This is a genomic window from Nocardia sp. NPDC059177 (assembly GCF_042755165.1).
GTDB lineage: Bacteria > Actinomycetota > Actinomycetes > Mycobacteriales > Mycobacteriaceae > Nocardia.
Window position 1 is genome coordinate 100,362 of record NZ_JBHZBX010000001.1, and the last position, 20,447, is coordinate 120,808.

19 protein-coding genes and 2 tRNA genes are annotated in these 20,447 nt (G+C 66.8%); 10 read left to right on the forward strand and 11 right to left on the reverse strand.

From position 1 onward, the window contains the following. Window positions 1-10 precede the first annotated feature (10 nt). Window positions 11-1,432 (reverse strand): 3-isopropylmalate dehydratase large subunit, encoded by a 1,422-nt coding sequence (gene leuC / locus ACFXK0_RS00470; protein WP_379407469.1) that lies wholly within the window; start codon window positions 1,430-1,432, stop codon window positions 11-13. A 63-nt stretch (window positions 1,433-1,495) separates the two neighbouring features. On the opposite strand from leuC, the gene ACFXK0_RS00475 reads away from it, so the two are divergent. Beyond that, complete coding sequence (locus tag ACFXK0_RS00475) at window positions 1,496-2,197, forward strand: IclR family transcriptional regulator (RefSeq protein WP_379407470.1); 702 nt, start codon at window positions 1,496-1,498, stop codon at window positions 2,195-2,197. A 44-nt stretch (window positions 2,198-2,241) separates the two neighbouring features. On the opposite strand, the gene ACFXK0_RS00480 is transcribed toward ACFXK0_RS00475, so the two are convergent. The 4 genes from ACFXK0_RS00480 to ACFXK0_RS00495 all read right to left on the reverse strand — a co-directional run bounded on the left by ACFXK0_RS00480 (window position 2,242) and on the right by ACFXK0_RS00495 (window position 4,881). Then, window positions 2,242-2,314 (reverse strand) — tRNA-Glu (locus ACFXK0_RS00480). A gap of 29 nt (window positions 2,315-2,343) precedes the next feature. Continuing rightward, window positions 2,344-2,415, reverse strand: a tRNA-Gln gene (locus ACFXK0_RS00485). A 196-nt stretch (window positions 2,416-2,611) separates the two neighbouring features. Further along, window positions 2,612-4,087, reverse strand: a complete 1,476-nt coding sequence (gltX, locus tag ACFXK0_RS00490; RefSeq protein WP_379407471.1) for a glutamate--tRNA ligase — start codon at window positions 4,085-4,087, stop codon at window positions 2,612-2,614. A 20-nt stretch (window positions 4,088-4,107) separates the two neighbouring features. Beyond that, window positions 4,108-4,881 (reverse strand): fumarylacetoacetate hydrolase family protein, encoded by a 774-nt coding sequence (locus ACFXK0_RS00495; protein ID WP_379407472.1) that lies wholly within the window; start codon window positions 4,879-4,881, stop codon window positions 4,108-4,110. Window positions 4,882-5,227: 346 nt separating this feature from the next. Between ACFXK0_RS00495 and ACFXK0_RS00500 the strand changes: the two genes are divergently transcribed. After that, entirely contained in the window at window positions 5,228-6,361 is a 1,134-nt protein-coding gene (locus ACFXK0_RS00500) for an MFS transporter (protein WP_379408046.1), read from the forward strand. 106 nt (window positions 6,362-6,467) lie between these two features. On the opposite strand, the gene ACFXK0_RS00505 is transcribed toward ACFXK0_RS00500, so the two are convergent. Continuing rightward, window positions 6,468-7,475: a 3-isopropylmalate dehydrogenase gene (locus ACFXK0_RS00505; protein ID WP_379407473.1), complete on the reverse strand. Its 1,008-nt coding sequence runs from the start codon at window positions 7,473-7,475 to the stop codon at window positions 6,468-6,470. An 81-nt stretch (window positions 7,476-7,556) separates the two neighbouring features. Next, complete coding sequence (serA, locus tag ACFXK0_RS00510) at window positions 7,557-9,155, reverse strand: phosphoglycerate dehydrogenase (RefSeq protein ID WP_379407474.1); 1,599 nt, start codon at window positions 9,153-9,155, stop codon at window positions 7,557-7,559. A gap of 134 nt (window positions 9,156-9,289) precedes the next feature. Between serA and ACFXK0_RS00515 the strand changes: the two genes are divergently transcribed. Beyond that, window positions 9,290-10,099: a DNA polymerase beta superfamily protein gene (locus ACFXK0_RS00515; RefSeq protein WP_379407475.1), complete on the forward strand. Its 810-nt coding sequence runs from the start codon at window positions 9,290-9,292 to the stop codon at window positions 10,097-10,099. Between the two features lie 75 nt (window positions 10,100-10,174). Here the strand turns inward: ACFXK0_RS00515 and ACFXK0_RS00520 are convergent, their stop codons facing one another. Next, complete coding sequence (locus ACFXK0_RS00520) at window positions 10,175-10,378, reverse strand: cold-shock protein (protein ID WP_019048280.1); 204 nt, start codon at window positions 10,376-10,378, stop codon at window positions 10,175-10,177. Window positions 10,379-10,786: 408 nt separating this feature from the next. Here ACFXK0_RS00520 and ACFXK0_RS00525 point away from each other — a divergent pair, with 408 nt between their 5' ends. After that, window positions 10,787-11,569 carry an MHYT domain-containing protein gene (locus ACFXK0_RS00525; protein WP_379407476.1) on the forward strand — a complete coding sequence of 261 codons (783 nt, stop codon included), beginning with the start codon at window positions 10,787-10,789 and terminating at the stop codon, window positions 11,567-11,569. Window positions 11,570-11,572: 3 nt separating this feature from the next. Here ACFXK0_RS00525 and ACFXK0_RS00530 read toward each other — a convergent pair whose 3' ends face one another. Beyond that, complete coding sequence (locus ACFXK0_RS00530; RefSeq protein WP_379407477.1) at window positions 11,573-11,776, reverse strand: cold-shock protein; 204 nt, start codon at window positions 11,774-11,776, stop codon at window positions 11,573-11,575. A 136-nt stretch (window positions 11,777-11,912) separates the two neighbouring features. On the opposite strand from ACFXK0_RS00530, the gene ACFXK0_RS00535 reads away from it, so the two are divergent. From ACFXK0_RS00535 to ACFXK0_RS00550, 4 genes are all read left to right on the forward strand, one after another. Continuing rightward, window positions 11,913-13,220 carry a hypothetical protein gene (locus tag ACFXK0_RS00535; RefSeq protein ID WP_379407478.1) on the forward strand — a complete coding sequence of 436 codons (1,308 nt, stop codon included), beginning with the start codon at window positions 11,913-11,915 and terminating at the stop codon, window positions 13,218-13,220. Between the two features lie 85 nt (window positions 13,221-13,305). Then, entirely contained in the window at window positions 13,306-13,950 is a 645-nt protein-coding gene (locus ACFXK0_RS00540) for a hypothetical protein (protein WP_379407479.1), read from the forward strand. A gap of 96 nt (window positions 13,951-14,046) precedes the next feature. Continuing rightward, window positions 14,047-14,379 carry a type II toxin-antitoxin system RelE/ParE family toxin gene (locus tag ACFXK0_RS00545; protein ID WP_379407480.1) on the forward strand — a complete coding sequence of 111 codons (333 nt, stop codon included), beginning with the start codon at window positions 14,047-14,049 and terminating at the stop codon, window positions 14,377-14,379. A 6-nt stretch (window positions 14,380-14,385) separates the two neighbouring features. Beyond that, window positions 14,386-14,667 carry a helix-turn-helix domain-containing protein gene (locus ACFXK0_RS00550; protein WP_379408047.1) on the forward strand — a complete coding sequence of 94 codons (282 nt, stop codon included), beginning with the start codon at window positions 14,386-14,388 and terminating at the stop codon, window positions 14,665-14,667. A 14-nt stretch (window positions 14,668-14,681) separates the two neighbouring features. On the opposite strand, the gene ACFXK0_RS00555 is transcribed toward ACFXK0_RS00550, so the two are convergent. Continuing rightward, window positions 14,682-15,590: an ADP-ribosylglycohydrolase family protein gene (locus ACFXK0_RS00555; RefSeq protein ID WP_379407481.1), complete on the reverse strand. Its 909-nt coding sequence runs from the start codon at window positions 15,588-15,590 to the stop codon at window positions 14,682-14,684. 121 nt (window positions 15,591-15,711) lie between these two features. Between ACFXK0_RS00555 and ACFXK0_RS00560 the strand changes: the two genes are divergently transcribed. Both ACFXK0_RS00560 and ACFXK0_RS00565 read left to right on the forward strand, forming a co-directional pair. Beyond that, window positions 15,712-16,359 (forward strand): Uma2 family endonuclease, encoded by a 648-nt coding sequence (locus ACFXK0_RS00560; protein ID WP_379407483.1) that lies wholly within the window; start codon window positions 15,712-15,714, stop codon window positions 16,357-16,359. A 104-nt stretch (window positions 16,360-16,463) separates the two neighbouring features. Beyond that, window positions 16,464-17,456, forward strand: coding sequence for an HNH endonuclease (locus ACFXK0_RS00565; RefSeq protein ID WP_379407484.1), 993 nt, complete (start codon window positions 16,464-16,466; stop codon window positions 17,454-17,456). Between the two features lie 2 nt (window positions 17,457-17,458). On the opposite strand, the gene ACFXK0_RS00570 is transcribed toward ACFXK0_RS00565, so the two are convergent. After that, a complete protein-coding gene (locus ACFXK0_RS00570) occupies window positions 17,459-20,446 on the reverse strand; it encodes a Z1 domain-containing protein (protein WP_379408048.1) in 2,988 nt (995 codons plus the stop codon). Between the last annotated feature and the right edge of the window lies 1 nt (window position 20,447).

The following is a 20,447-nucleotide window of genomic DNA, read 5'->3' on the forward strand; positions in this document are numbered from 1 at the left end:
AACGATTCTCCTACAGATCGGCGGGCGAGGACAGGGTGCCGCGGACCGCGGTGGCGGCGGCGACCAGCGGCGAGACCAGGTGGGTACGGCCGCCCTTACCCTGTCTGCCTTCGAAATTGCGGTTCGAGGTCGAGGCACAGCGCTGACCGGGTTCGAGCTGATCCGGATTCATGCCCAGGCACATCGAGCAGCCCGCCTGGCGCCATTCCGCGCCCGCCGCGGTGAAAATCTCGCCGAGTCCTTCTTTTTCCGCCTGGGCGCGCACCCGCATCGACCCGGGTACGACCAGCATTCGCACGCCGTCGGCGACGTGGCGGCCCTTCAAAACATCGGCGACCGCGCGCAGGTCCTCGATCCGGCCGTTGGTGCAGGAACCGACGAATACGGTGTCGACGGTAACCTCGCGCAGCGGCATTCCCGGCGTCAGGTCCATGTAGCGCAAGGCCTTCTCGGCGGCGTCGCGCTCGCTCTCGTCGGAGATCTGGGCGGGATCGGGCACGTTGGCGCCCAGCGGCAGGCCCTGGCCCGGGTTGGTGCCCCAGGTGACGAACGGGGTCAGCGCGTTCGCGTCGATATGGACCTCGGCGTCGAATTCCGCGCCCTCGTCGGTGGTCAGCGCGTCCCAGGCGGCCACCGCGGCATCCCAGTCGGCTCCCTGCGGCGCGTGCGGGCGGCCCTTCAGGAATTCGTAGGTCACCGCGTCCGGGGCGATCATGCCCGCGCGTGCGCCCGCTTCGATGGACATGTTGCAGATCGTCATCCGCGCTTCCATCGACAGCTTGCGAATGGCCTCGCCGCGGTATTCCAGGACATAGCCCTGGCCGCCGCCGGTGCCGATCTGGGCGATCACGGCCAGGATCAGGTCCTTGCTCGTGACGCCGGGCGCCAGTTCACCGTCGACGGTGATGGCCATCGTCTTGAACGGGCGCAGCGACAGCGTCTGGGTGGCCAGCACGTGCTCGACCTCGCTGGTGCCGATGCCCATGGCCAGCGCGCCGAACGCGCCGTGGGTGGAGGTGTGGCTGTCACCGCACACCACGGTCATGCCCGGCTGGGTCAGGCCGAGCTGCGGGCCGACCACGTGCACGATGCCCTGCTCGCGATCGCCCATCGGGTGCAGGCGAACGCCGAACTCGGCGCAGTTGTGGCGCAGGGTCTCCACCTGGGTGCGCGAGACCGGGTCGGCGATCGGCTTGTCGATATCGACGGTGGGGACGTTGTGGTCCTCGGTGGCGATGGTGAGATCGGGACGGCGCACCGGCCTGCCCGCCGCGCGCAGACCGTCGAAGGCCTGCGGGCTGGTCACTTCGTGCACGAGGTGCAGATCAATGTAGATCAGGTCGGGTTCGCGGGAGGAACCTTCGCCTTCGCCTGGGACGACGACGTGCTGTTCCCACACCTTCTCGGCCAGTGTGCGGGCGCGCTCGGCCATTGCTTGATCACCTTTCGACGGACATACTTGGAATCTCAAGATATGAGACGTTAGTATCGTTCTATGAGACAGCATAGCGGTATCGGAGTTCTCGACAAAGCCGTGGCGGTGCTCTACGCCGTCGCGGACGAGCCTTGCGGTCTCAACGACCTGTGCACCCGCACCGGCCTGCCCCGCGCCACGGCGCACCGGCTGGCGGTCGGGCTGGAGACCCATCGGCTGCTGGCCAGGGACGGCAACGGGCTGTGGCGCCCCGGCCCCGCGCTCAGCGAGCTGTCGGCCGGCGCGGCCGATCCACTGGTGGAGGCCGCCGGTGCCATTCTGCCCCGGCTGCGCGAGATCACCGGCGAAAGTGTCCAGTTGTACTGCCGCGACGGCAACGCGCGCGTCTGCGTGGCCGCGCTGGAGCCGCCGGTCGGCCTGCGTGACACCGTGCCCGTCGGCTCCCGGCTGCCGCTCACCGCGGGCTCGGCGGCCAAGGTGCTGCTCGCCTGGGTGGACCCGGAACTACAGCGCACCGTCCTGGCTGACGCCGTGTTCGGCGATCGGGCGCTGGCCGAGGTCAGGAAGCGGGGCTGGGCGCAGAGCGCCGCAGAACGCGCGCAGGGCGTCGCGAGTGTGTCCGCGCCGGTGCGCGACGCAGGCGGGGTGGTGGTGGCCGCGGTCTCGGTCTCGGGCCCGATCGACCGGATGGGCCGCCGTCCCGGCGCGCGCTGGGCCGCCGACCTGGTCGCCGCCGCCGAGGCGCTGCACAAGCGGTTGTGAACGAGAAAGACCCCCGGCCGAATTCGACCGGGGGTCTTTCTTTGTAGCCCCGACGGGATTTGAACCCGCGCTACCGCCTTGAGAGGGCGGCGTCCTAGGCCGCTAGACGACGGGGCCTCGGACGATCTCACCGAAGTGAAACCTTGCTGGGGTACCAGGACTCGAACCTAGAATGGCTGAACCAGAATCAGCTGTGTTGCCAATTACACCATACCCCAAGGATGGAAACGCCCGACCTTGCATCTCACCGACTGGTTGTCGGTGTTGCGAGGCCGTGTTCCGCGGCGAGGAGAAGATTACCAAACATAGCGGGGTAAACTACAAATCGCCTGGTCAAAGGGCCCTTTTCGGCCGATTTCGGGGCCTGGGGCCGGGGCGGGAAGCGGGGCGGTGCCGCCTCCCGCCGCCACCGCCCTACGCCGCGGGCGGCGCCCAGCCGCGCGCCGCGCGCAACCGGTCCAGCGAGACCTCGCGGCCCAGCAGTTCCATCGACTCGTAGAGCGGCGGGCTGATGTGCGAGCCCGTCACCGCCACCCGCACCGGCGCGAACGCCTTGCGCGGCTTGAGCCCCAGATCCTCGATCAGCGCCTTCTTCAGCGCCTCCTCCAGCGCGGGCGTCGTCCACTCGGTCAGCGGCTCGATCGCGGCGAGCGCGGCATCGAGCACCTGATCGGCCTCGGCGCCCAGATTCTTGGCGCCCGCGGCGGCATCGATCGCGAACTCGGCCGGCGCGACGAACAGGAACTTCAGCAGATCCCACGCGTCGGCGAGCACCACGATGCGGGTCTGCACCAGCTCGGCGGCGGCCAGGAAGGCCTTCTCGTCGATATCGGCGCCGATATGACCCTGCGCGGTCAGGAACTCACGCAAACGGTGACCGAAATCGCCCGGCTCGAGCAGACGAATCTGCTCGGCATTGATCGCGTCGGCCTTCTTCTGATCGAAACGGGCCGGATTCGAATTCACTGTCGAAATATCGAATGCCGCCACCATCTCCGCCATGGAGAACACATCGCGGTCCTCGGCGATACTCCAGCCGAGCAGTGCGAGATAATTCAGCAAACCCTCGGGAATGAATCCCCGATCGCGATGCAGGAAAAGATTGGATTCCGGGTCGCGCTTGGACAGTTTCTTGTTGCCCTGGCCCATCACGAAGGGCAGGTGACCGAACTCCGGCGTGAACTCGGCAACCCCGATACGCTGCAGCGCGGCATACAGCGCGAGCTGTCGCGGGGTCGAGGAGAGCAGATCCTCACCGCGCAGCACATGGGTGATCCGCATCATCGCGTCGTCGACCGGATTCACCAAGGTGTAGAGCGGATCGCCATTCCCACGGGTGAGCGCGAAATCGGGGACAGTCCCCGCTTTGAAGGTTGTTTCCCCGCGCACGAGATCATTCCAGGCGAGATCCTGGTCGGGCATCCGCAGTCGGACCACTGCTGGTCGACCTTCGGTTTTGTATGCCGCGATCTGCTCGGCGGTGAGGTCCCGATCGAAATTGTCGTAACCGAGTTTCGGATCACGACCGGCGGCCCGATGCCGGGCCTCCACCTCCTCCGGCGTGGAAAACGCCTCATAGGCCTCGCCGGCCGCTAGCAGCCTGCGCACCACGTCCAGATGCTGGTCGCGGCGCAGCGACTGCCGGTAGGGCTCGTAGGGGCCACCGACCTCGGGCCCCTCGTCCCAGGTCAGGCCCAGCCAGCGCAGCGCGTCCAGCAGCGCGCGGTAGGAATCCTCGGAATCGCGTGCCGCGTCGGTGTCCTCGATGCGGAACACGAAGCTGCCGCCGTGATGGCGCGCGTACGCCCAGTTGAACAGCGCAGTGCGCACCAGTCCCACGTGCGGCGTGCCGGTCGGCGACGGGCAGAAACGGACCCGTACTTCAGTCATGACTCTCTTCTCCGCTGGTCTCAGCGCTTGGTGGCAACAGGATTGGTGAGGGTGCCGATGCCCTCGACGGTGACCGACACGTTCTGCCCGGCCCGCAGCGGGCCGACGCCTTCCGGTGTGCCGGTGAGGATCACGTCACCGGGCAGCAGCGTCATCACGGTGCTGATCCATTCGATGACCTTCGGGATGTCGTGCAGGAACAGCGACGTGCGGCTGCGCTGGCGGACCTCACCGTCGACCTCGGTGACGATCTCCAGATCGCCGGGGTCGAGCGAGGTTTCGATCCACGGGCCGAGCGGGCAGAAGGTGTCATAACCCTTGCCCCTGGTCCACTGTCCGTCGTGTCGCTGCTGGTCACGGGCGGTGACATCGTTGGCGACGGTGTAGCCCAGGATCACCTCGGCGGCCTTGGCGGCGGACACGTCCTTGCACGGGCGACCGATCACCACGGCCAGCTCGCCCTCGTAGTCGACCTGGGAAGAGCTGGGCGGCAGGATGATCGGGGCGTTCGGGCCGACGATCGAGGTGTTCGGCTTGAGGAAGATCACCGGATCGACCGGCGCCTCGCCGCCCATCTCGGCCGCGTGCGCGGCGTAGTTCTTACCGATGCAGATCACTTTGCTCGCCAGGATCGGCGCCAGCAGGCGGACATCGGCCAGCGGCCAGCTCCGGCCGGTGAACGTCGGCGAGCCGAACGGGTGTTCGGCGATCTCCTTGGCGACAGCGTCGCCGCCGTCGCCGTCGATGCTGACGAACGCGACTCCATCGGGACTGGCAACTCGACCTAAGCGCATGCCCCGGAGTCTATCGAGGCGCGCCCACCTGCCCGAACGCACCCGGGAGGCGGTGCCACCCCACTGCGCGAATGCGACCGAACTCACACGGCTGTGATTCGAAGTCGACTGCCCCCGTGCGGCATTCGCCCTGCGGCTGCGGGGCGTCGCATGTGATCTGTCAGACACCTGATCCGAGGATCACAAACAGCGGTCAGCGGTGTAGCGTGATCTTCAATGTTCATAACTTGAGACATCAATCTCAAATATTGAGATGCAATCGTGCAATCCGAGCGAGGTGGTAATCGTGACACAGGTGCGGCCGACGGCCGAGGTGACCGGAATCGGTAGCGGCAGACGCTGGCTGATGCTCGCCCTCGGTGTCTTCGCGCAGACCGCGAGCTCGATGTTCATCCACGGCACCCCGTTCCTGCTGCCCGCCCTCACCGCGCGCGGGGATTCGCTGGCCGCGGCAGGCGCGCTGGTGGCGCTGCCGACCGTCGGCCTGGTGTGCACCCTGATCGCCTGGGGCTATGTCGTCGACCGGATCGGCGAGCGGGTCGTGCTGGTCGCGGGCACGGCGGTGATGTTCGTCGCAGGTGTGGGCGCCGCCCTGGTCGACAACACCCTCGCCTTCGGCGCGCTGTTGCTGCTGGGCGGCATCGGCGCGGCCAGTTCCAACGGCGCCAGCGGCCGGGTGATCGTCGGCTGGTTCCCGCCGGACCGGCGCGGCCTGGCGATGGGCATCCGCCAGACCGCCCAGCCACTGGGCGTCGGCCTGGGCGCGCTGAGCATTCCGTGGGTCGCCCAGCAGCACGGCATCAGCGCCGCACTGCTGGTACCCGCCGTCATGGCCGGACTGGCCGCCGTCGGCTGCCTGGCCGGCATCGTCGACCCGCCGCGCCCGGCCACCAAGGCCGCCGACCGCGCCAACCCCTATCGCGGCGATTCCACCCTGTGGCGCATCCACGCGGTCTCGATCCTGCTGGTCTTCCCGCAGGCCACGCTGTGGACCTTCGGGCTGCTGTGGCTGCACCGCGACCTGGGCTGGTCGCTGGCCGCGGCGGGCGCGCTGATGACGGTCACCCAGTTCCTCGGCGCCGCAGGGCGAATCGGCGCGGGCGCGTGGTCGGACCGGGTCGGCAGCAGGCTGACCCCACTGCGCCAGGTCGCCATCGGCGCGGTCGTCTCGATGGCCGCGTTGAGCCTGGCCGCCTGGACCGAATGGTGGTGGGCGGCAGTCCCGTTGATGGTCGTCGCGTCAGTCGTCTCGGTCTCCGACAACGGCCTGGCCTTCACCGCCGTCGCCGAGATCGCGGGCCCCTTCTGGAGCGGCCGCGGCCTGGGCATCCAGAACACCGGCCAGAACCTCGTAATCGCCGCCATCCCCCCGGTTTTCGGCGCCCTCATCACCGCCACCGGCTTCTCCACGGCCTACGCCCTGGCCGCCGTCGCCGCCGTCGCCGCCATCCCGCTGGTTCCCACCGAGCGAGGAAAGTAACTATCCCGCAGCCACTTTCGTCACAGTGTCGAAAATGGCTGCGACACACGGAAACACCAGCAGGCCCGCCCCGGAATTCCGGAGCGGGCCAACGGTGATTCGGTGATCAGACGATGGCGGCGATGCGGTCGCCGACCTCGACGGTGGAGGCGGTGCCGGTGCGCGAGGCCAGGTCCTTGGCGACGGCGGACTCGATGCGGGTCGCGCCCTCGGTGTTGCCGAGGTGGTTGAGCAGCAGCGAGACCGACAGGATGGCGGCGGTCGGGTCGGCCTTGGACTGGCCGGCGATGTCGGGGGCGCTGCCGTGGACCGGCTCGAACATCGACGGGTTGGTGCCCGAGGCGTCGATGTTGCCGGAGGCGGCCAGGCCGATGCCACCGCTGACGGCGGCGGCCAGGTCGGTGATGATGTCGCCGAACAGGTTGTCGGTGACGATCACGTCGAAGCGGCCCGGGTCGGTCACCATGTGGATGGTGGCGGCGTCGATGTGCTGGTAGGCGGTCTGCACGTCGGGGAACTCGGCGGCGACCTCGTCGACGGTGCGCTGCCACAGCGAGCCGGCGAAGGCGAGCACGTTGTTCTTGTGCACCAGGGTCAGGTGCTTGCGCCGGGCCTGCGCGGTGGCGAAGGCGTAGCGGACCACGCGCTCGATGCCGAAGCGGGTGTTGTTGGAGACCTCGGTGGCCACCTCGTGCGGCGTGTCGACGCGGATCGCGCCGCCGGTACCGGTGTAGGGGCCTTCGGTGCCCTCACGCACGACCACGAAGTCGATGTCCGGGTTACCCGAGAGCGGGCTGGTGACACCCGCGTGCAGCTTCGACGGACGCAGATTCACGTGGTGATCCAGCGCGAACCGGGTCTTGAGCAGCAGCCCGCGCTCGAGCACGCCGCTGGGCACCGACGGGTCACCGATCGCGCCGAGCAGGATGGCGTCGTGCTGCTTGAGCTCGGGCAGCACCGACTCCGGCAGGATCTCCCCGGTCCGGTGGTAGCGCGCGGCACCCAGGTCGTACTCGGTCTTCTCGACACCGGGCACCACCACATCGAGCACCTTGAGCGCCTCGGCGATGACCTCGGGACCGATGCCGTCACCGGCGATTACTGCGAGTTTCATTGACTACTCCGTTCGAATCGGGTCATACGCGACGCGCCGCCACCCCGGACAAGGGTGGCGGCGCGGGCGTGCGGAAGACGATCAGGCCAGGTCGACCAGGACGACCTTCGACGCGCCGACGGCCTCGGCGATTGCGGTCTGCACCTCGGCGGGCACCTCGCGGTTGACGCGCAGCACCACGGTGGCACCTTCGGCGTCCACGTCCTGGCTCAGCTGCGCGGCCAGGATGTCGATCTCGGCCTCGCCCAGCTTGGTGCCGATCTTGCCCAGCGCGCCCGGCTTGTCGCTGTAGTTCAGCACGGCCAGGTTCAGGCCCTCGGCGCGCATGTCGTAGTTGCGGCCGTTGATGTTGACGATCTTCTCGACCAGGCTGGGCTCGGTCAGCGTGCCTGCCACGTTCAGGGTCGAGCCGTCGCCGAACACGGCGCGCAGGTCGACGACGCTGCGGTGGTTCGGGCTCTCGGTGGCGGTGGTGACCTCGGCGGTGATGCCACGCTCCTTGGCCAGCGCCGGGGCGTTGACGAAGGTGACCTGGTCCTCGACCAGCGCCGAGAACACCCCGCGCAGCGCGGACAGCTCCAGCACGGCCACATCCTGCGAGGCGAGCTCGCCGCGCACCTGCACCTCGACGCTGACGGGCAGCTCGCTGGCGATGGCACCGAGCAGCGCGCCCTGCTTGCGCACGACATCGAGCCACGGCGCGACAACATCGTTGACCGCGCCACCGGTGACGTTCACCGCACCCGGCACGAACTCACCGGCCAGCGCCAGCAGCACCGACTTGGCGACATCGGTGCCCGCGCGGTCCTGGGCCTCGGCGGTGGAGGCGCCCAGGTGCGGGGTCACGACGACCTCGGGCAGGTCGAACAGCGGGCTGTCGGTGCACGGCTCGGTCTCGAACACGTCCAGGCCTGCGGCGCGCACGTGGCCGGACTTGATGGCGTCGGCCAGCGCCTGCTCGTCGATCAGGCCACCGCGCGCGGCGTTGACGATGATGACGCCCGGCTTGGTCTTGGCCAGGGTCTCGGCGTTGAGCATGCCCTTGGTCTCGGGCGTCTTCGGCAGGTGGATGGAGATGAAGTCGGCGCGCTCGAGCACCTCCTCCAGGCTCAGCAGCTCGATGCCCAGCTGGGCGGCGCGCGCGGGCGAGGTGTAGGGGTCGTAGGCGACGATCTTGGTCTCGAAAGCCGCCAGACGCTGCGCGAACAGCTGGCCGATGCGGCCGAGGCCGATCACGCCGACGGTCTTGCCGAGGATCTCGACACCGTTGAACTTGCTGCGCTTCCAGGTCTTCTCGCGCAGGGTGGCGTCGGCGGCCGGGATCTGGCGCGCGGCCGCGAGCAGCAGGGTGACGGCGTGCTCGGCGGCGGTGTGGATGTTGGAGGTGGGCGCGTTGACGACCATCACGCCACGCTCGGTGGCGGCGGGCACGTCGACATTGTCGAGGCCGACGCCGGCCCGGGCGACGATCTGGAGCTTCTTGCCCGCGTCGAGCACGTCGGCGTCGACGGTGGTGGCGGAGCGCACGAGCAGCGCGTCGGCCTCGGGGACCGCGGCGAGCAGCGCCGGGCGGTCGGGGCCGTCGACCCAGCGAACCTCGACACCGTCACCGAGCGCGTCGACGGTCGACTGGGCGAGCTTGTCGGCGATCAGAACTACAGGACGGCCTGCTTGGCTCACTGTGGGGTACTCCTGGGGAAGAGAGGGGTCGGCAGTTTCCGCCGACCAGGATAGTCGGCGTTGGTTCGGGTGCCCTTACCCCCCTGCCCGAAAACCTGGTGAACGCTGCGCGCTGTGACCTCTACCATCACGCCATGTTCTTGCGCACCGTTCCCGACTCGATGGATCCGGCGGTGGTGGCCGCGGTCGACGCCGAACTCGACCGGGTCGCCGCCGAGCACCGGGTGTGCATCCGGCTGGCCATCGAAAGCGGTAGCCGCGCTTGGGGTTTCCCGTCCCCGGATTCCGATTACGACTGCCGTTTCGTCTATGTGGCGAGCCTGGAGACCTATCTGTCGCCGTGGCGCACCCGCGATGTCATCGAGACGCCGCTGGTCGGGCTGCTCGATGTCAACGGCTGGGACCTGGCCAAGGCGCTGCGACTGCTGGTGCAGGGCAATGCGGTGATCGTGGAGTGGCTGATGTCACCCATCGTCTATCGCGGTGACGAGGCCTTTCGCACCCGGCTGCGCGAGGTCGCCGCCGAGGTGGCCGATCGCGACCGGGTCGCCCGGCACTACCTGCACCTGGGCGAACGGCAGTGGCGGCTGTTCGAGCGCAACGGCGGCCTGAAGAAGGTGTTCTACGCGCTGCGCCCGGCGATGGCGCTGCGCTGGTTGCGTGAGCATCCCGGCGCGGCGGTGGCGCCGATGCACCTGCCGACGCTGCTGAGCCAGTGCGAGCTGCCCGCCGATTTCGTCGATGCGGTCACCGAGCTGACGGCGCTGAAGTCGCGGACCAGGGAGATGGGCACCGGCGCGGTCCCGGCCCCGATCGCGGCGTTCATTGCCACCGAGTTCCACACCGCGGCAGACACTTTCGCGTCCCGCGGCCCGCGCGATCTGACGGCGGCGCGCGCGATCACCGACGAGTTCTTCCGCACCGAGGCCCTCGCCGTGGGCTGAGACCCACCCCGGAAACGCAGAAACTCCGCACCGTCCGGTGCGGAGCTTCAACTCATACGCTGGTCAGCGCAGGAACTAGATGACGCGAACGTCCTGTGCCTGCGGGCCCTTCTGGCCCTGACCGATCTCGAACTCCACACGCTGACCCTCGTCGAGGGAGCGGAAGCCCGAGCCGCTAACAGCCGAGTAGTGCACGAAGACGTCGGGTCCGCCGCCGTCCTGCGCGATGAAGCCGAAGCCCTTCTCGCTGTTGAACCACTTCACAATGCCCTGAGCCATTTCTAAACCTTCTGTAGACGAGCCAGGTCCTAATAGTCCGGTCCCGGTCTCGCCAACCAACAATGCCACGATCCGGCGAATTCGGCCACATTCGCGGCCGCGGACTGTGAGGAAGCCAACGCCGCGACGGCGCCCGCCGGTGCTGTCACACAGTCGCGGCGACCCGGATCGGGTGGATGCTCGGCGTATGCCGAGGTAGTTGCGGTGCGGATGCCGGAACAGCCGGTAAGTGGGGAGCAAACCGACTGGAACGCTTCACCATCGAGAACTCTACGGGTCTGTGCGAGGTCACCGTCAGCGTCCCTTTACATTTTCCAGAAACCTAGTACGGCAAATTCTCTACCAGCGTACTTTCCGAGTTTGTGGGCGAGACCACACCCCATCGGGAAATCGCGCAAGGAGCAGAGCGTGCTGGACATCAACCATTTCACCTACGGCTGGGTGACCCCGTTGCTCGCCTATCTCATGTCGGTCCTCGGGTCGATGCTGGCATTGCGTTGCATGGTTCGCTCGCGCGCTTCCGGTAACCACGGCGGCTGGCTCACCGCGGCCGCCGTTGCCCTCGGCGGCACAGGTATCTGGGTCATGCATTTCATCGCGATGCTCGGCTTTTCCGTGCGCGGTGTGACCATCCGCTACAACGTCCCGATCACCTTGTTCAGCGCCGCCGTCGCGATGGCCGTGGTGTGGCTCGGACTCTCCATCGTCGTGCGCCGCAGCTGGGACAGCGCCGCGCTGCCTGTCGGCGGCACCATCACCGGTCTCGGCGTCGCCGCCATGCACTACGCGGGCATGTACGCGATGAAGACCGACGCCGAGATCATCTACGACCCGTTCGTGGTCGCGCTGTCCTTCGCCATCGCCGTGGTGGCCTCGATCGCGGCCCTGTGGTTCGCCCTGCACGTGCACGGCATCGTGGCCACCGTCGGCGCGGCCCTGCTGATGGGCGTCGCCGTCACCGGCATGCACTACACCGGCATGTTCTCCATGAGCGCGCACACCAGCGCCCACGTCGCCCATGCCACCGGCGCCTCGGCCGGGCAGCTGCTGACCCCGTTGATCATCGGCATCAGCATGGTCACCATGATCCTGTTGATGCAGGTCGGCATCACCGAGGCCGAGGACCCCAACCTGGCGCGACCGGTGCGCGGTCAGCGGGCGAGCCGGTTCTGGCCGAGCGGGCAGAACTGAACCTCACCCGATCCGCACCTGGTGCGCCTCGGGACCACGACGGGTCTCCCGGACCGTGTATTCCACCCGCTGACCGTCGCGCAGCGTGCGGAAACCCTCGCCCACCAGCTCGGTGTACTCGACGAACACTTCGGGCCCGCCGTCGTCGGGCCTGATGAACCCGAATCCCTTGCCACCGTCGAACCAGCTCACGACACCGCTGGGCATCAACCGACCTTCCGAATCCCGTGCCTGCCATAGGTGATTCGTTCATCGTCGCACGTCGCTGCCGAATTTCCACGGCCGGCCTGGATAAGCTGGGCCAGGTCCGCCCGGACCGGCTCGTCCGCGAGAACGGAGATCGGTGCAGCCCCTCACCGCAGCGCGACTCCGTGCCACCGCCGAGGCGACCACCGTGCTGGTCGCCACCGCCGTCGCGGTGCTCGCGATCATGCTGCCGATCAGTTTCTCCTCCCTCGCCGCCGCCCAGCACCTCGATCTGCTGGTGTTCAACGTGCCGCGGGCGATGACCGCCAGCGCGTTCGTCGCGGTGCTCACCGCGGCCGTCACCGTCGCGGTCGGCAGTGTCCGCACCGCGCGCTGGACCACCCTGCTCGCCCTGGTCGGCATCCTGGTGAACCATCTCGTCCTGCTTCCCCTCAACGACGGCCGGAACTTCAACGGCCTGTCGCTGCCCACCCTGAACTTCATCGACGCCCTGCTCGCCGGCGTGGCCTTCGGCGCACTGGCCGTCGCCGTGTGGGGCACGCCGCTGCTGCGCGCGGTCTACCTGTTCGCCGCGCTCGGCGCGACCGTCATCGGCGACCTCACCCAAACCCCGGTCGATGTCGAGTCCCACGGCTTCGCCGGCCTGCTCATCAGCGGTATGCCGCTGTGGTTCATCGCCGCGAGCGTGCTCGGCCTGGCCTATTTCGCGATCACCGAGGCCCCGCCGCCCCGGTTCTCCCCTGACACCGCGATTCCGCTGGCGCCGGTCTTCGCCGCTGTCCTCGCGTACTCGACCATCCTCGTCTCGTCGCTGAGTCTGGCCGCCCACAAGAGCAGCGCGGTGTATCTGATCCTCGGTTCGCTCGCCGTCGTCGCCGCCGCGACCGCCGCCGCCTTCGTCCTGCCCGACCGCGACGGCATCCTGGTGCTGCTCCTCACCGCCTACGCCGTGGTCGGCAGTCTCGTCATCACCCTGCCCCGCTCCGGCTGGGTCGATGTCGCCACCCTCGGCGCGGTCGGCGTCGGTCTGCTGGCCGGTCTGCGCGCTTCGCGGGTGCGGGCTGCCGCGGTGTGTGTGATCGCCCTGGGCGCGTTCACGCTCGCCTGCGACGTCTTCACCCCGCCGGCGGCGCTGGCCGCCGCGGTGGGCTGTCTGGCGCTCGGCGCGGTCGGCGGGTTCTGTGTGGGCACGGCGGTCCCGGTCAGCGCGTCCTCGGGGGTGGTCGCGCTGGCGATCCTGTTCGTCCCGTCCGTTGGAGTAGCGTTGAGCGACAGCAGTTTCGGCCATCTCGCGTACTCACCGTCCTGGTACCGCACGGCCGTGGTGGACCGTGGCGCCGTCCCCGCGACGGTCGGTATCGGCATCGCGCTCGGCTGCTCGGCCGCGGTCCTGCTGCTGCTCCGGCACCGTCCCCTAATCGGCCCGCAGCCCGTCCCCGAATAGTCACCGGCCGATCGTTCACCGTCACCCTCCCGATTCGTTGCCGGAAGACCCCCTACCGCAGCTACTTTCGCGGTATACCCAGTGCATGAGTTTCCCGGTGACCTTCGGGTTCGCCCAGGTGTGCCTGCTCGCCCTGCTCGCCCTGGCCGTCGCCCTGCTCGTCTGGGCCGGCCTGACCGCGTACCGCCGCCGCGGCCCCCGCGCCGTCCTCAACCGCGCGATCCCCGGCGCGGTCCTCCTCCTGGTCGCGGTCGTCCTGCTCTGGATCGCCACCCTCCTGCAGACCTACCTCGGCCTCACCGGCGAGATCAAAGCCGCCCACGTCGTCGCGAAACCCGTTGACGGCCAACCACATCAACTCGACCTGGTCCTCACCCAATACCACGAGGACGGCACCCCCTCCACCCCCACCACCCACCGCATCGAGGGCGACATGTGGGCGCTACAAGCCAACATCGTCGAACTAGAACCCTGGGTGAACGCCCTCGGCTTCCACTCCGGCTACAAGATCAGCCGCCTGTTCGGCCAGCGCCTCGACGGCAAATCCCCCACCCAGGACCAGATCTTCCTCAACGGCGGCGACCGCGACTTCTTCGAAGACATGAACAACAACCGCTGGTACACCTCCCCCTTCATCCGCTCCGCCTACGGCAACGCCACCATCGCCACCCCCGGCGAATACGACGTCTACATCTCCCGCGACGCCATCAAGGTCCGCCAGACCTCGTGAACCCGACGAACACAGCGCCCACCCGCGCACAACTGGGATGCACAGAACGACAGCGTCAACTCACAGAGATGTACAGGCTACCTGTACACTGAAGGCGTGAAGGAACTCCGATGGGTCGGCGATTCCCTTGATCGGTTGCGCGAGCTGCCACCGCCTGCGCAGCGCGGCCTTGGATACGGGCTGCACCGTGTGCAAACCGGCCAGACTCCGTTGGATTTCAAACCTATGCCCACTGTCGGAACCGGCGCATTCGAACTCCGATACCGCGATCGGTCAGGGTCCTACCGAATCTTCTATGTAGCCAGGTTCGGCGATGCAGTCTATGTGCTGCACACCTTCACAAAGAAAACGCAAAAGACCGCCCCCGGCGACCTGACAATCGGCCGGGACCGGTACCGCGCAGCCGAAGCGGATGCACGAAAGGGATAGTAAGTGATGGAAATTCAGCGAACTTCCGATGTCTGGGAGGCGATCGCGGAGTCGCCCGAAGAAGCGGAGCGACTCCGAGTCTGGGCCGATGCCCTCGACGCCGTACTCGCCCGAATCGAGGAGTTGGGGCTCACACCTACCCAAGCCGCCGAACGGCTCGGGGTAGCCCGGTCGCGCATCTACGAAATGCGCGCGGGAAAGCAAGGCGTCTACAGCTTGGAACGACTGATCGGGTTCGGTGCCCGTCTCGGCTTGCACACCCAGTTGACCATGCGAAAGACCGCATAGAGCAGGTGGCGGGCTTACCGCACCGCCACCCACTCCGGCAAAGGCTCCCGCGCAGCCAACCACTCCTCCGGAATCCCCCGCACCGCACCCCGGTCACCGACCCCGGTATACGCAGCGACAATCCCTCCGACGATCGCGGCTGTCGTATCCACATCCCCGCCGGCCCGAACACACGCCGTCACCGCGGCCGGATAGTTCCCGAGAAACGACGCCGCAGCCCACAACGTGAACGGCACCGTATCCTGCGCACTCACCTGCGCCCCGTTCCCCAGCTCATAGGCCGCCTCCTCCACCGGCCGCCCGAGCAACCCGCGCGCCCGCCGAATCCCCGCCGCCGTCCGCCCGTCCACCAGATACGGCTCGACAGCATCCAGCAATTCCCCAGGCGCACACCCCTTCCCCCGCACCGAAGCCGCGAACCCCGCCGCCACGGCCACCGCCATCGCCCCCACAATCGCCTCCGGATGCCGATGCGTCACCTCCGCCGACAACGCCGCCTCCCCCGCCGCCCGATCCGTATCCCCCGCGAAGAACGCCCCCAGCGGCGCCACCCGCATCGCCGCCCCGTTCCCCCACGACCCTTGCCCCCCGAACCCGGCCGCCGCGGCTTCCCGCCACGGCCGCCCGTCGCGAATCTCATGCAACACAACCACAGTCCCCGCCCCATACCCCCGGTAGGGCTCACACCGCTCAGCGAAAGCCCCCGCCAACGCCTCCCGATCCACCCGCCCCCGCTCCCGAACCTCCCGCACCACCGAACAAGCCATCTCGGTGTCGTCAGTCCACGGCCACACCCCCACCGGCACCCGCCCCGCCACCAACTCCCCTACCGAACTCCCCGGCACAAAGAACTGCGCCCCCAACGCATCCCCCACCGACAACCCATCAAGACTTGCTTCCACTGCATCGAAGTCCCACGTCATATGCGCGAAATACTGCCAACCCGGATCATTCACCGCAAGTAACCAAGGGGTCCCCGATACTGTCCCTGCTGGTCGAGCAGCAGTCATATCACTGCCGCTTGGTGCTGGGTAGCATGGGCAGATGCCTGTGCCCAGCATCGAGCGCCCAGACCTTCCCGAGCGTATGACCTGGGAAGAGCTGGAAAATCTGCCCGCCGAAGTCGCCGCGCAGATCGAACTGTGGGAGGGCCGGGTCGTGTGGGTGCGCCGGGGTCCCGGCGAGCACCAAATGGCGATGCGACGTATGACCGAGCAAATCGAACGGTGCGCACGCGACGACATGTCGAACAGCGAACGATGCTGGCGAGTGAACCTCGAGACCAACGTGTTCTTCGGCAACGTCGGAAAGTCGGACTTCGTCACCCCGGATTTCCTAGTGCACCGCTGCCTGCCGCCATTCGCCGACGTTCGCGCCACCGATACCTTGCTCGTCGGCGAGGTCCTGTCCCCGTCCAACACCCAGATCGACATCGAGGCCAAGCGCGCCAGATACGCCGGCGGCGGCATCCCCTGGTACTGGGAAGTCACCCTGCACCGAAACACTGGCGCCATCGGAACCGTCCGGGCATACGGCCTCGACATCGGCCACGCCGAACTTCCCCAGGGAGTCCGCCCCCTCCGCCCCGCCAACTATGTCCTCGCGGGCGAATGGACCTCAGCCGACACCCCGGACATCTCCTTCCCTTATCCCTTCCCCATCGATATCCCCTGGTCATCGCTGTCATTCTGATCTGATCAGAATGTGAGCCTCGCGAGGGGCGGTACACAGCGTCAGGCCCGAGCTGTTTCGTTCGCAGCACCGAACATGTCAGACACTCGTGGCACACTTCGCATGTGGATCTCGGGGCAGAACGCGCGCTACGTTTGGACATCTTCGACGCATTGAAGAATCTCGTGCAGGAGCGCGGCGGCGCGGTGACACGTGCCGACCTGCTGGACTTCCGGATCGACGGCGTCGGAATCCAGCTGATCGATCGCAACCGCGGCATACGCAACCCGAAAACCTTCGCTTCGACACTGTCGATCATGTCGAAGCCGGACAGTCCGTACGACGATGCCGTCGTCGGCGACTCACTGTTCTCCTATGCCTACCGCGATGGTCCCATCGATGCCGGCGACAATGTCAAACTGCGCAAATCCGCAGCCACTCAACTGCCACTCATCCTGCTGCGATGGATCAAAGTCGGTGGTGACATCCGCTATGTGCCGGTCTTTCCGGTGTATGTCGTCGCCGACGATCCCGCCAACCGAAGGATTCTGCTGGCGCTCGACGAGTCCGTGCGTGACGTGAGCGATCCGCAGCACCTGACCGCGACAGAGCGCCGCTACGTCCAGCGAATGACCGAGCAGCGGCTACACCAGCCTCAGTTCCGTAGCCGAGTGCTGCTGGCGTACAAGAATCGATGTGCGGTGTGCCGACTCGGGCGAGCGCAGTTGCTGGAAGCTGCCCACATCATCGGCGACAAGGAAGAAGACGGAATCGCCGATATTCCGAATGGGCTGAGCCTGTGCAAGATTCACCACGCTGCCTACGACCGCAACCTCATGGGTATCTCGCCCGACTGCCGAGTGCGCATCGGTCCAGCCTTGGCCGAGGCCGACAATGAGGGACCGATCCTCAAGTTCGGTCTCAAAGGTATGGAGGGCGTTCAGCTGACCCTTCCCGATAAGAAGTCCCTCCGCCCTGCCCAGGACCGACTGGCCAAGCGATTCGATCAGTTCTTGGCAGTCGGGCCCAGCACGAGGTCCTCGACAATCTCCGGCGCCGGGATCGACATCCAGAAGGTCAACTCGATACCGCTTGCACGGACCTTCCCGCTGAACTGACCTCAGTCGCCTCGATCGATGATGGCGGCGGCGGACTCCGCGTTCTTCGTCGTGAAGCGGACCACGGACCCGGTTCCGCCGTACGCGGACGCAGGCGCCACGAACCCGAAGGTGAGCACGATTTTTCCGGGATCGATGGAGCCGTCCGCGCCCACACTGTCGCGGTGCTGCGGTTCCACTACGGCATGCACCATCACCGCACCGGTCCGCTCCCCGACCAACGCCTCGGTGGCGGGATTCTTCGAGTCACCGAGCGCGCCCGCGATTCGCAGCGCGATGCTGCGGTGACGACTCGTACTGATCGAGCCGAACAGCGGATCACGACGACGAGCACGGTCCCATCGGGTGAACAGCCGATCACCGACCAGCACCTGCTTGTCGGTCCGCTCGCCCTGCGGCGCCAGCACGATCCACTCGTCGACCGCGCGTCCGCGAGTGATCGACCGCAGATATTCGAGATGGACACCGAATTTTCCGGTCCCGGCCCACTTCGTGCGTTCGGCCAACTCCAAGAACTCTTCGGGTGCAAGTCGCCCTGTCAACGCTGTCAGGTAATGCACCGCCGGTCCGACGGCATCTTTGGCATGTCGACCGTTCTGCGCCGGAAAGTGGTAGGCGAATCGCGTGGTGTCGGCGGACAACTCGTTGAAGACCGGCGTCCACAGGGCTGTGTTGTGCTTCAACTGGGCGCTGGCTGTCGGGTACGCGGTCGGTTCGAGCCATTTGCCGGGCGACCGTACTTCGACCAGTTCCGAGTTGTACATCTTGTTCGGGCTGGTCGGCTTCAGATGTGGGAAGTGTTGGGAGACAAGCGGAGGAACCTGTGCAGGCGTGATCTGCGGCCTGCCGTCCACGAGAATCGAATACTGCTGCAACTCTCGACGGAACGCATCCTCGTCCTGGCACACCGCCTCGAATGCGCGCAACAGATCGAAACCCTTGGTCCCGATGCCTTGCTGTTCACGCCCGATGTAGAGCCGAACCAGGTCGCGATAGCCGGGACGGAACCCGAACCACCGCCCCATCTGCATCAGCGCCGACATGGTCGTGGCACGACGCAGGAAATAGGAGACGGTCAGTCCTTCGACAGTGAACCCGCGAGAAAGCTTCTGGCCGCCGATCAGGATCTTCCAGATCTGGCGCTTGTCGAAATCGGCTTCCCCGGTCTCGATGTCCTTGTCGCTGTTGACGACGATGATCGGCTTCTGATCACCCCCGATGCGGAACACCGCGGCACCGATGAACGGCTGCAACTCGGCGAAACTCGACGGGACGGCGTGCCCGGCCGCGCGAACCGCCGACACCTGGGCCAGGTCGTTGTCGAACAGCACGCGCAGACGCTCGTGCCCACTCGGCCCCGAATAGTCGGCGTCCCACCACAGCTTCGTGATACGGCCCAGCAGTTCGCGGTGATCGATGGTCCATCCGGATTCGTGGATCAACATGGTGTGATGCTGGAAGTAGCCGTCGCCCAGCTCGCCACGATCCTCGCGATACAGCTTCATCGCGGCGGTCAGGACGAACATGTCGATCGCTTCGCGCAGGGTGGCGGTATCGCCTTCGTCGTCTTCGTCGACCTGCACACTGCGGACATGCGCTCGCTCGTTCGAGTTCGCATACGTTCGCTCATCGTCCGGAATATCGTCGTCGAGGTCGTGGAAGTCCCGGGCACCCATGTATTCCAGTGGCCGTTCGAGCGAGACGATGAAGTCCTTCGGGAATATGTCGGCTGCGTCACTCGGGTCGATGAAAACGTTGGCGTACGGGGTGGCCGTATATCCGACGTATTGCGCCCTCGGCAGCATCTTCAGCAGCTCGGAGATCTTCTTGTTGATGGCAGTGCGTTCGGCGTCCGGCTTCTGTCGAGCAGTGTTCACCGACGCTTCGTCCGACTCGTCGTCGATGATCAACACCGGGATCTCGGCGAGTGGCGTCTTGATCTTCTTGAGGTCCTCGACCAGCCTGCCCAGGATTGTCTTGTTCTTCTTCACCACCATCAGCCGTGCCGACGAATGATGCAGGTTGGCCGGATCATAGAGCGGCAGAGCAGGCTGGCGCTTCTCGAACTCGAGGGCGACGATCCCCTGCCGGAGGCTCTTGTAATCATCGTCCCGGGTGGTCATCCGCACGATGTCGAAGGCACCCAACGCGGCCGGCTGACCGCCGAAGGCGACGAACTTGCCTTTGATCCACGCGGGATCGTCGGCGTAGTCGGACTCGAACTCGTTCGCACCTCGCAGAATGTTCTCGCGGCCGACCAGTTCCATGTCGAGGCGCCGCTGGGTCTGTGCCCGCAAGAGGTTCAAGGTGCCGCCGAGGACGATGACGAGCCGGTATCCGGCGTCGACCGCCTTGGCGATCACACCGGTGAAATTCGCGGTCTTCCCGGATTGGACGTACCCGACAACCAGCCCTTTCGACTGGTAGGCCTCCGGCCGGGAGGGGTCGGACAGACGCTCCACCACGCTGTCGGTCGCCGTATCCAGTCCGTCAACCGCGTCGCTGGACCACCCCTTCGCGGCGAGAAGATTGCGGTAGGCGGGCCAATACCATTCCCGACCGTATTTGGTGGTCGTGCGGTACCACGGCTCGAAACTCTCGCTGATCACCACCGGCGGCGGTGTCTTCATCACGGGCACACAGGCTTCGAGCAGCTTGCGTGTTCCGGTCTCGAGGTCCAGTAGGTCGTAGACGTCGACGCGACGCTCATCGGTTCGAGGTTCCGACGACGACCACACCGGTTGAACGGCGAAATCCCACTGGGTCAACTGCTTCCGCCACATGTCGATCAATTGATCAGTGGATTCCGCGGCGAGCAGCCGGGTGCGGAAATCGTCTTCGTTCGCCGCCGGCTGCGCTGCGGGCAGATCGAACACCTGGTAACTCATCGCCCGGGCCAAGTTCTTGGGCTTGCTGCCCGCCATATCCGCGAGCACGGCTCGATGCAGATCGAGGCGCGCCGATTCGAGCTCAGTCATCGTGTTCCCCATC

Coding starts and splice junctions, on each gene's coding strand:
- leuC (WP_379407469.1), bottom strand. CDS start 1,432: ATGGCCGAGCGCGCCCGCACACTGGCCGAGAAGGTGTGGGAACAGCAC.
- ACFXK0_RS00475 (WP_379407470.1), top strand. CDS start 1,496: ATGAGACAGCATAGCGGTATCGGAGTTCTCGACAAAGCCGTGGCGGTG.
- gltX (WP_379407471.1), bottom strand. CDS start 4,087: ATGACTGAAGTACGGGTCCGTTTCTGCCCGTCGCCGACCGGCACGCCG.
- ACFXK0_RS00495 (WP_379407472.1), bottom strand. CDS start 4,881: ATGCGCTTAGGTCGAGTTGCCAGTCCCGATGGAGTCGCGTTCGTCAGC.
- ACFXK0_RS00500 (WP_379408046.1), top strand. CDS start 5,228: ATGCTCGCCCTCGGTGTCTTCGCGCAGACCGCGAGCTCGATGTTCATC.
- ACFXK0_RS00505 (WP_379407473.1), bottom strand. CDS start 7,475: ATGAAACTCGCAGTAATCGCCGGTGACGGCATCGGTCCCGAGGTCATC.
- ACFXK0_RS00515 (WP_379407475.1), top strand. CDS start 9,290: ATGTTCTTGCGCACCGTTCCCGACTCGATGGATCCGGCGGTGGTGGCC.
- ACFXK0_RS00520 (WP_019048280.1), bottom strand. CDS start 10,378: ATGGCTCAGGGCATTGTGAAGTGGTTCAACAGCGAGAAGGGCTTCGGC.
- ACFXK0_RS00530 (WP_379407477.1), bottom strand. CDS start 11,776: ATGCCCAGCGGTGTCGTGAGCTGGTTCGACGGTGGCAAGGGATTCGGG.
- ACFXK0_RS00540 (WP_379407479.1), top strand. CDS start 13,306: ATGAGTTTCCCGGTGACCTTCGGGTTCGCCCAGGTGTGCCTGCTCGCC.
- ACFXK0_RS00550 (WP_379408047.1), top strand. CDS start 14,386: ATGGAAATTCAGCGAACTTCCGATGTCTGGGAGGCGATCGCGGAGTCG.
- ACFXK0_RS00555 (WP_379407481.1), bottom strand. CDS start 15,590: ATGACGTGGGACTTCGATGCAGTGGAAGCAAGTCTTGATGGGTTGTCG.
- ACFXK0_RS00560 (WP_379407483.1), top strand. CDS start 15,712: ATGCCTGTGCCCAGCATCGAGCGCCCAGACCTTCCCGAGCGTATGACC.
- ACFXK0_RS00570 (WP_379408048.1), bottom strand. CDS start 20,446: ATGGGGAACACGATGACTGAGCTCGAATCGGCGCGCCTCGATCTGCAT.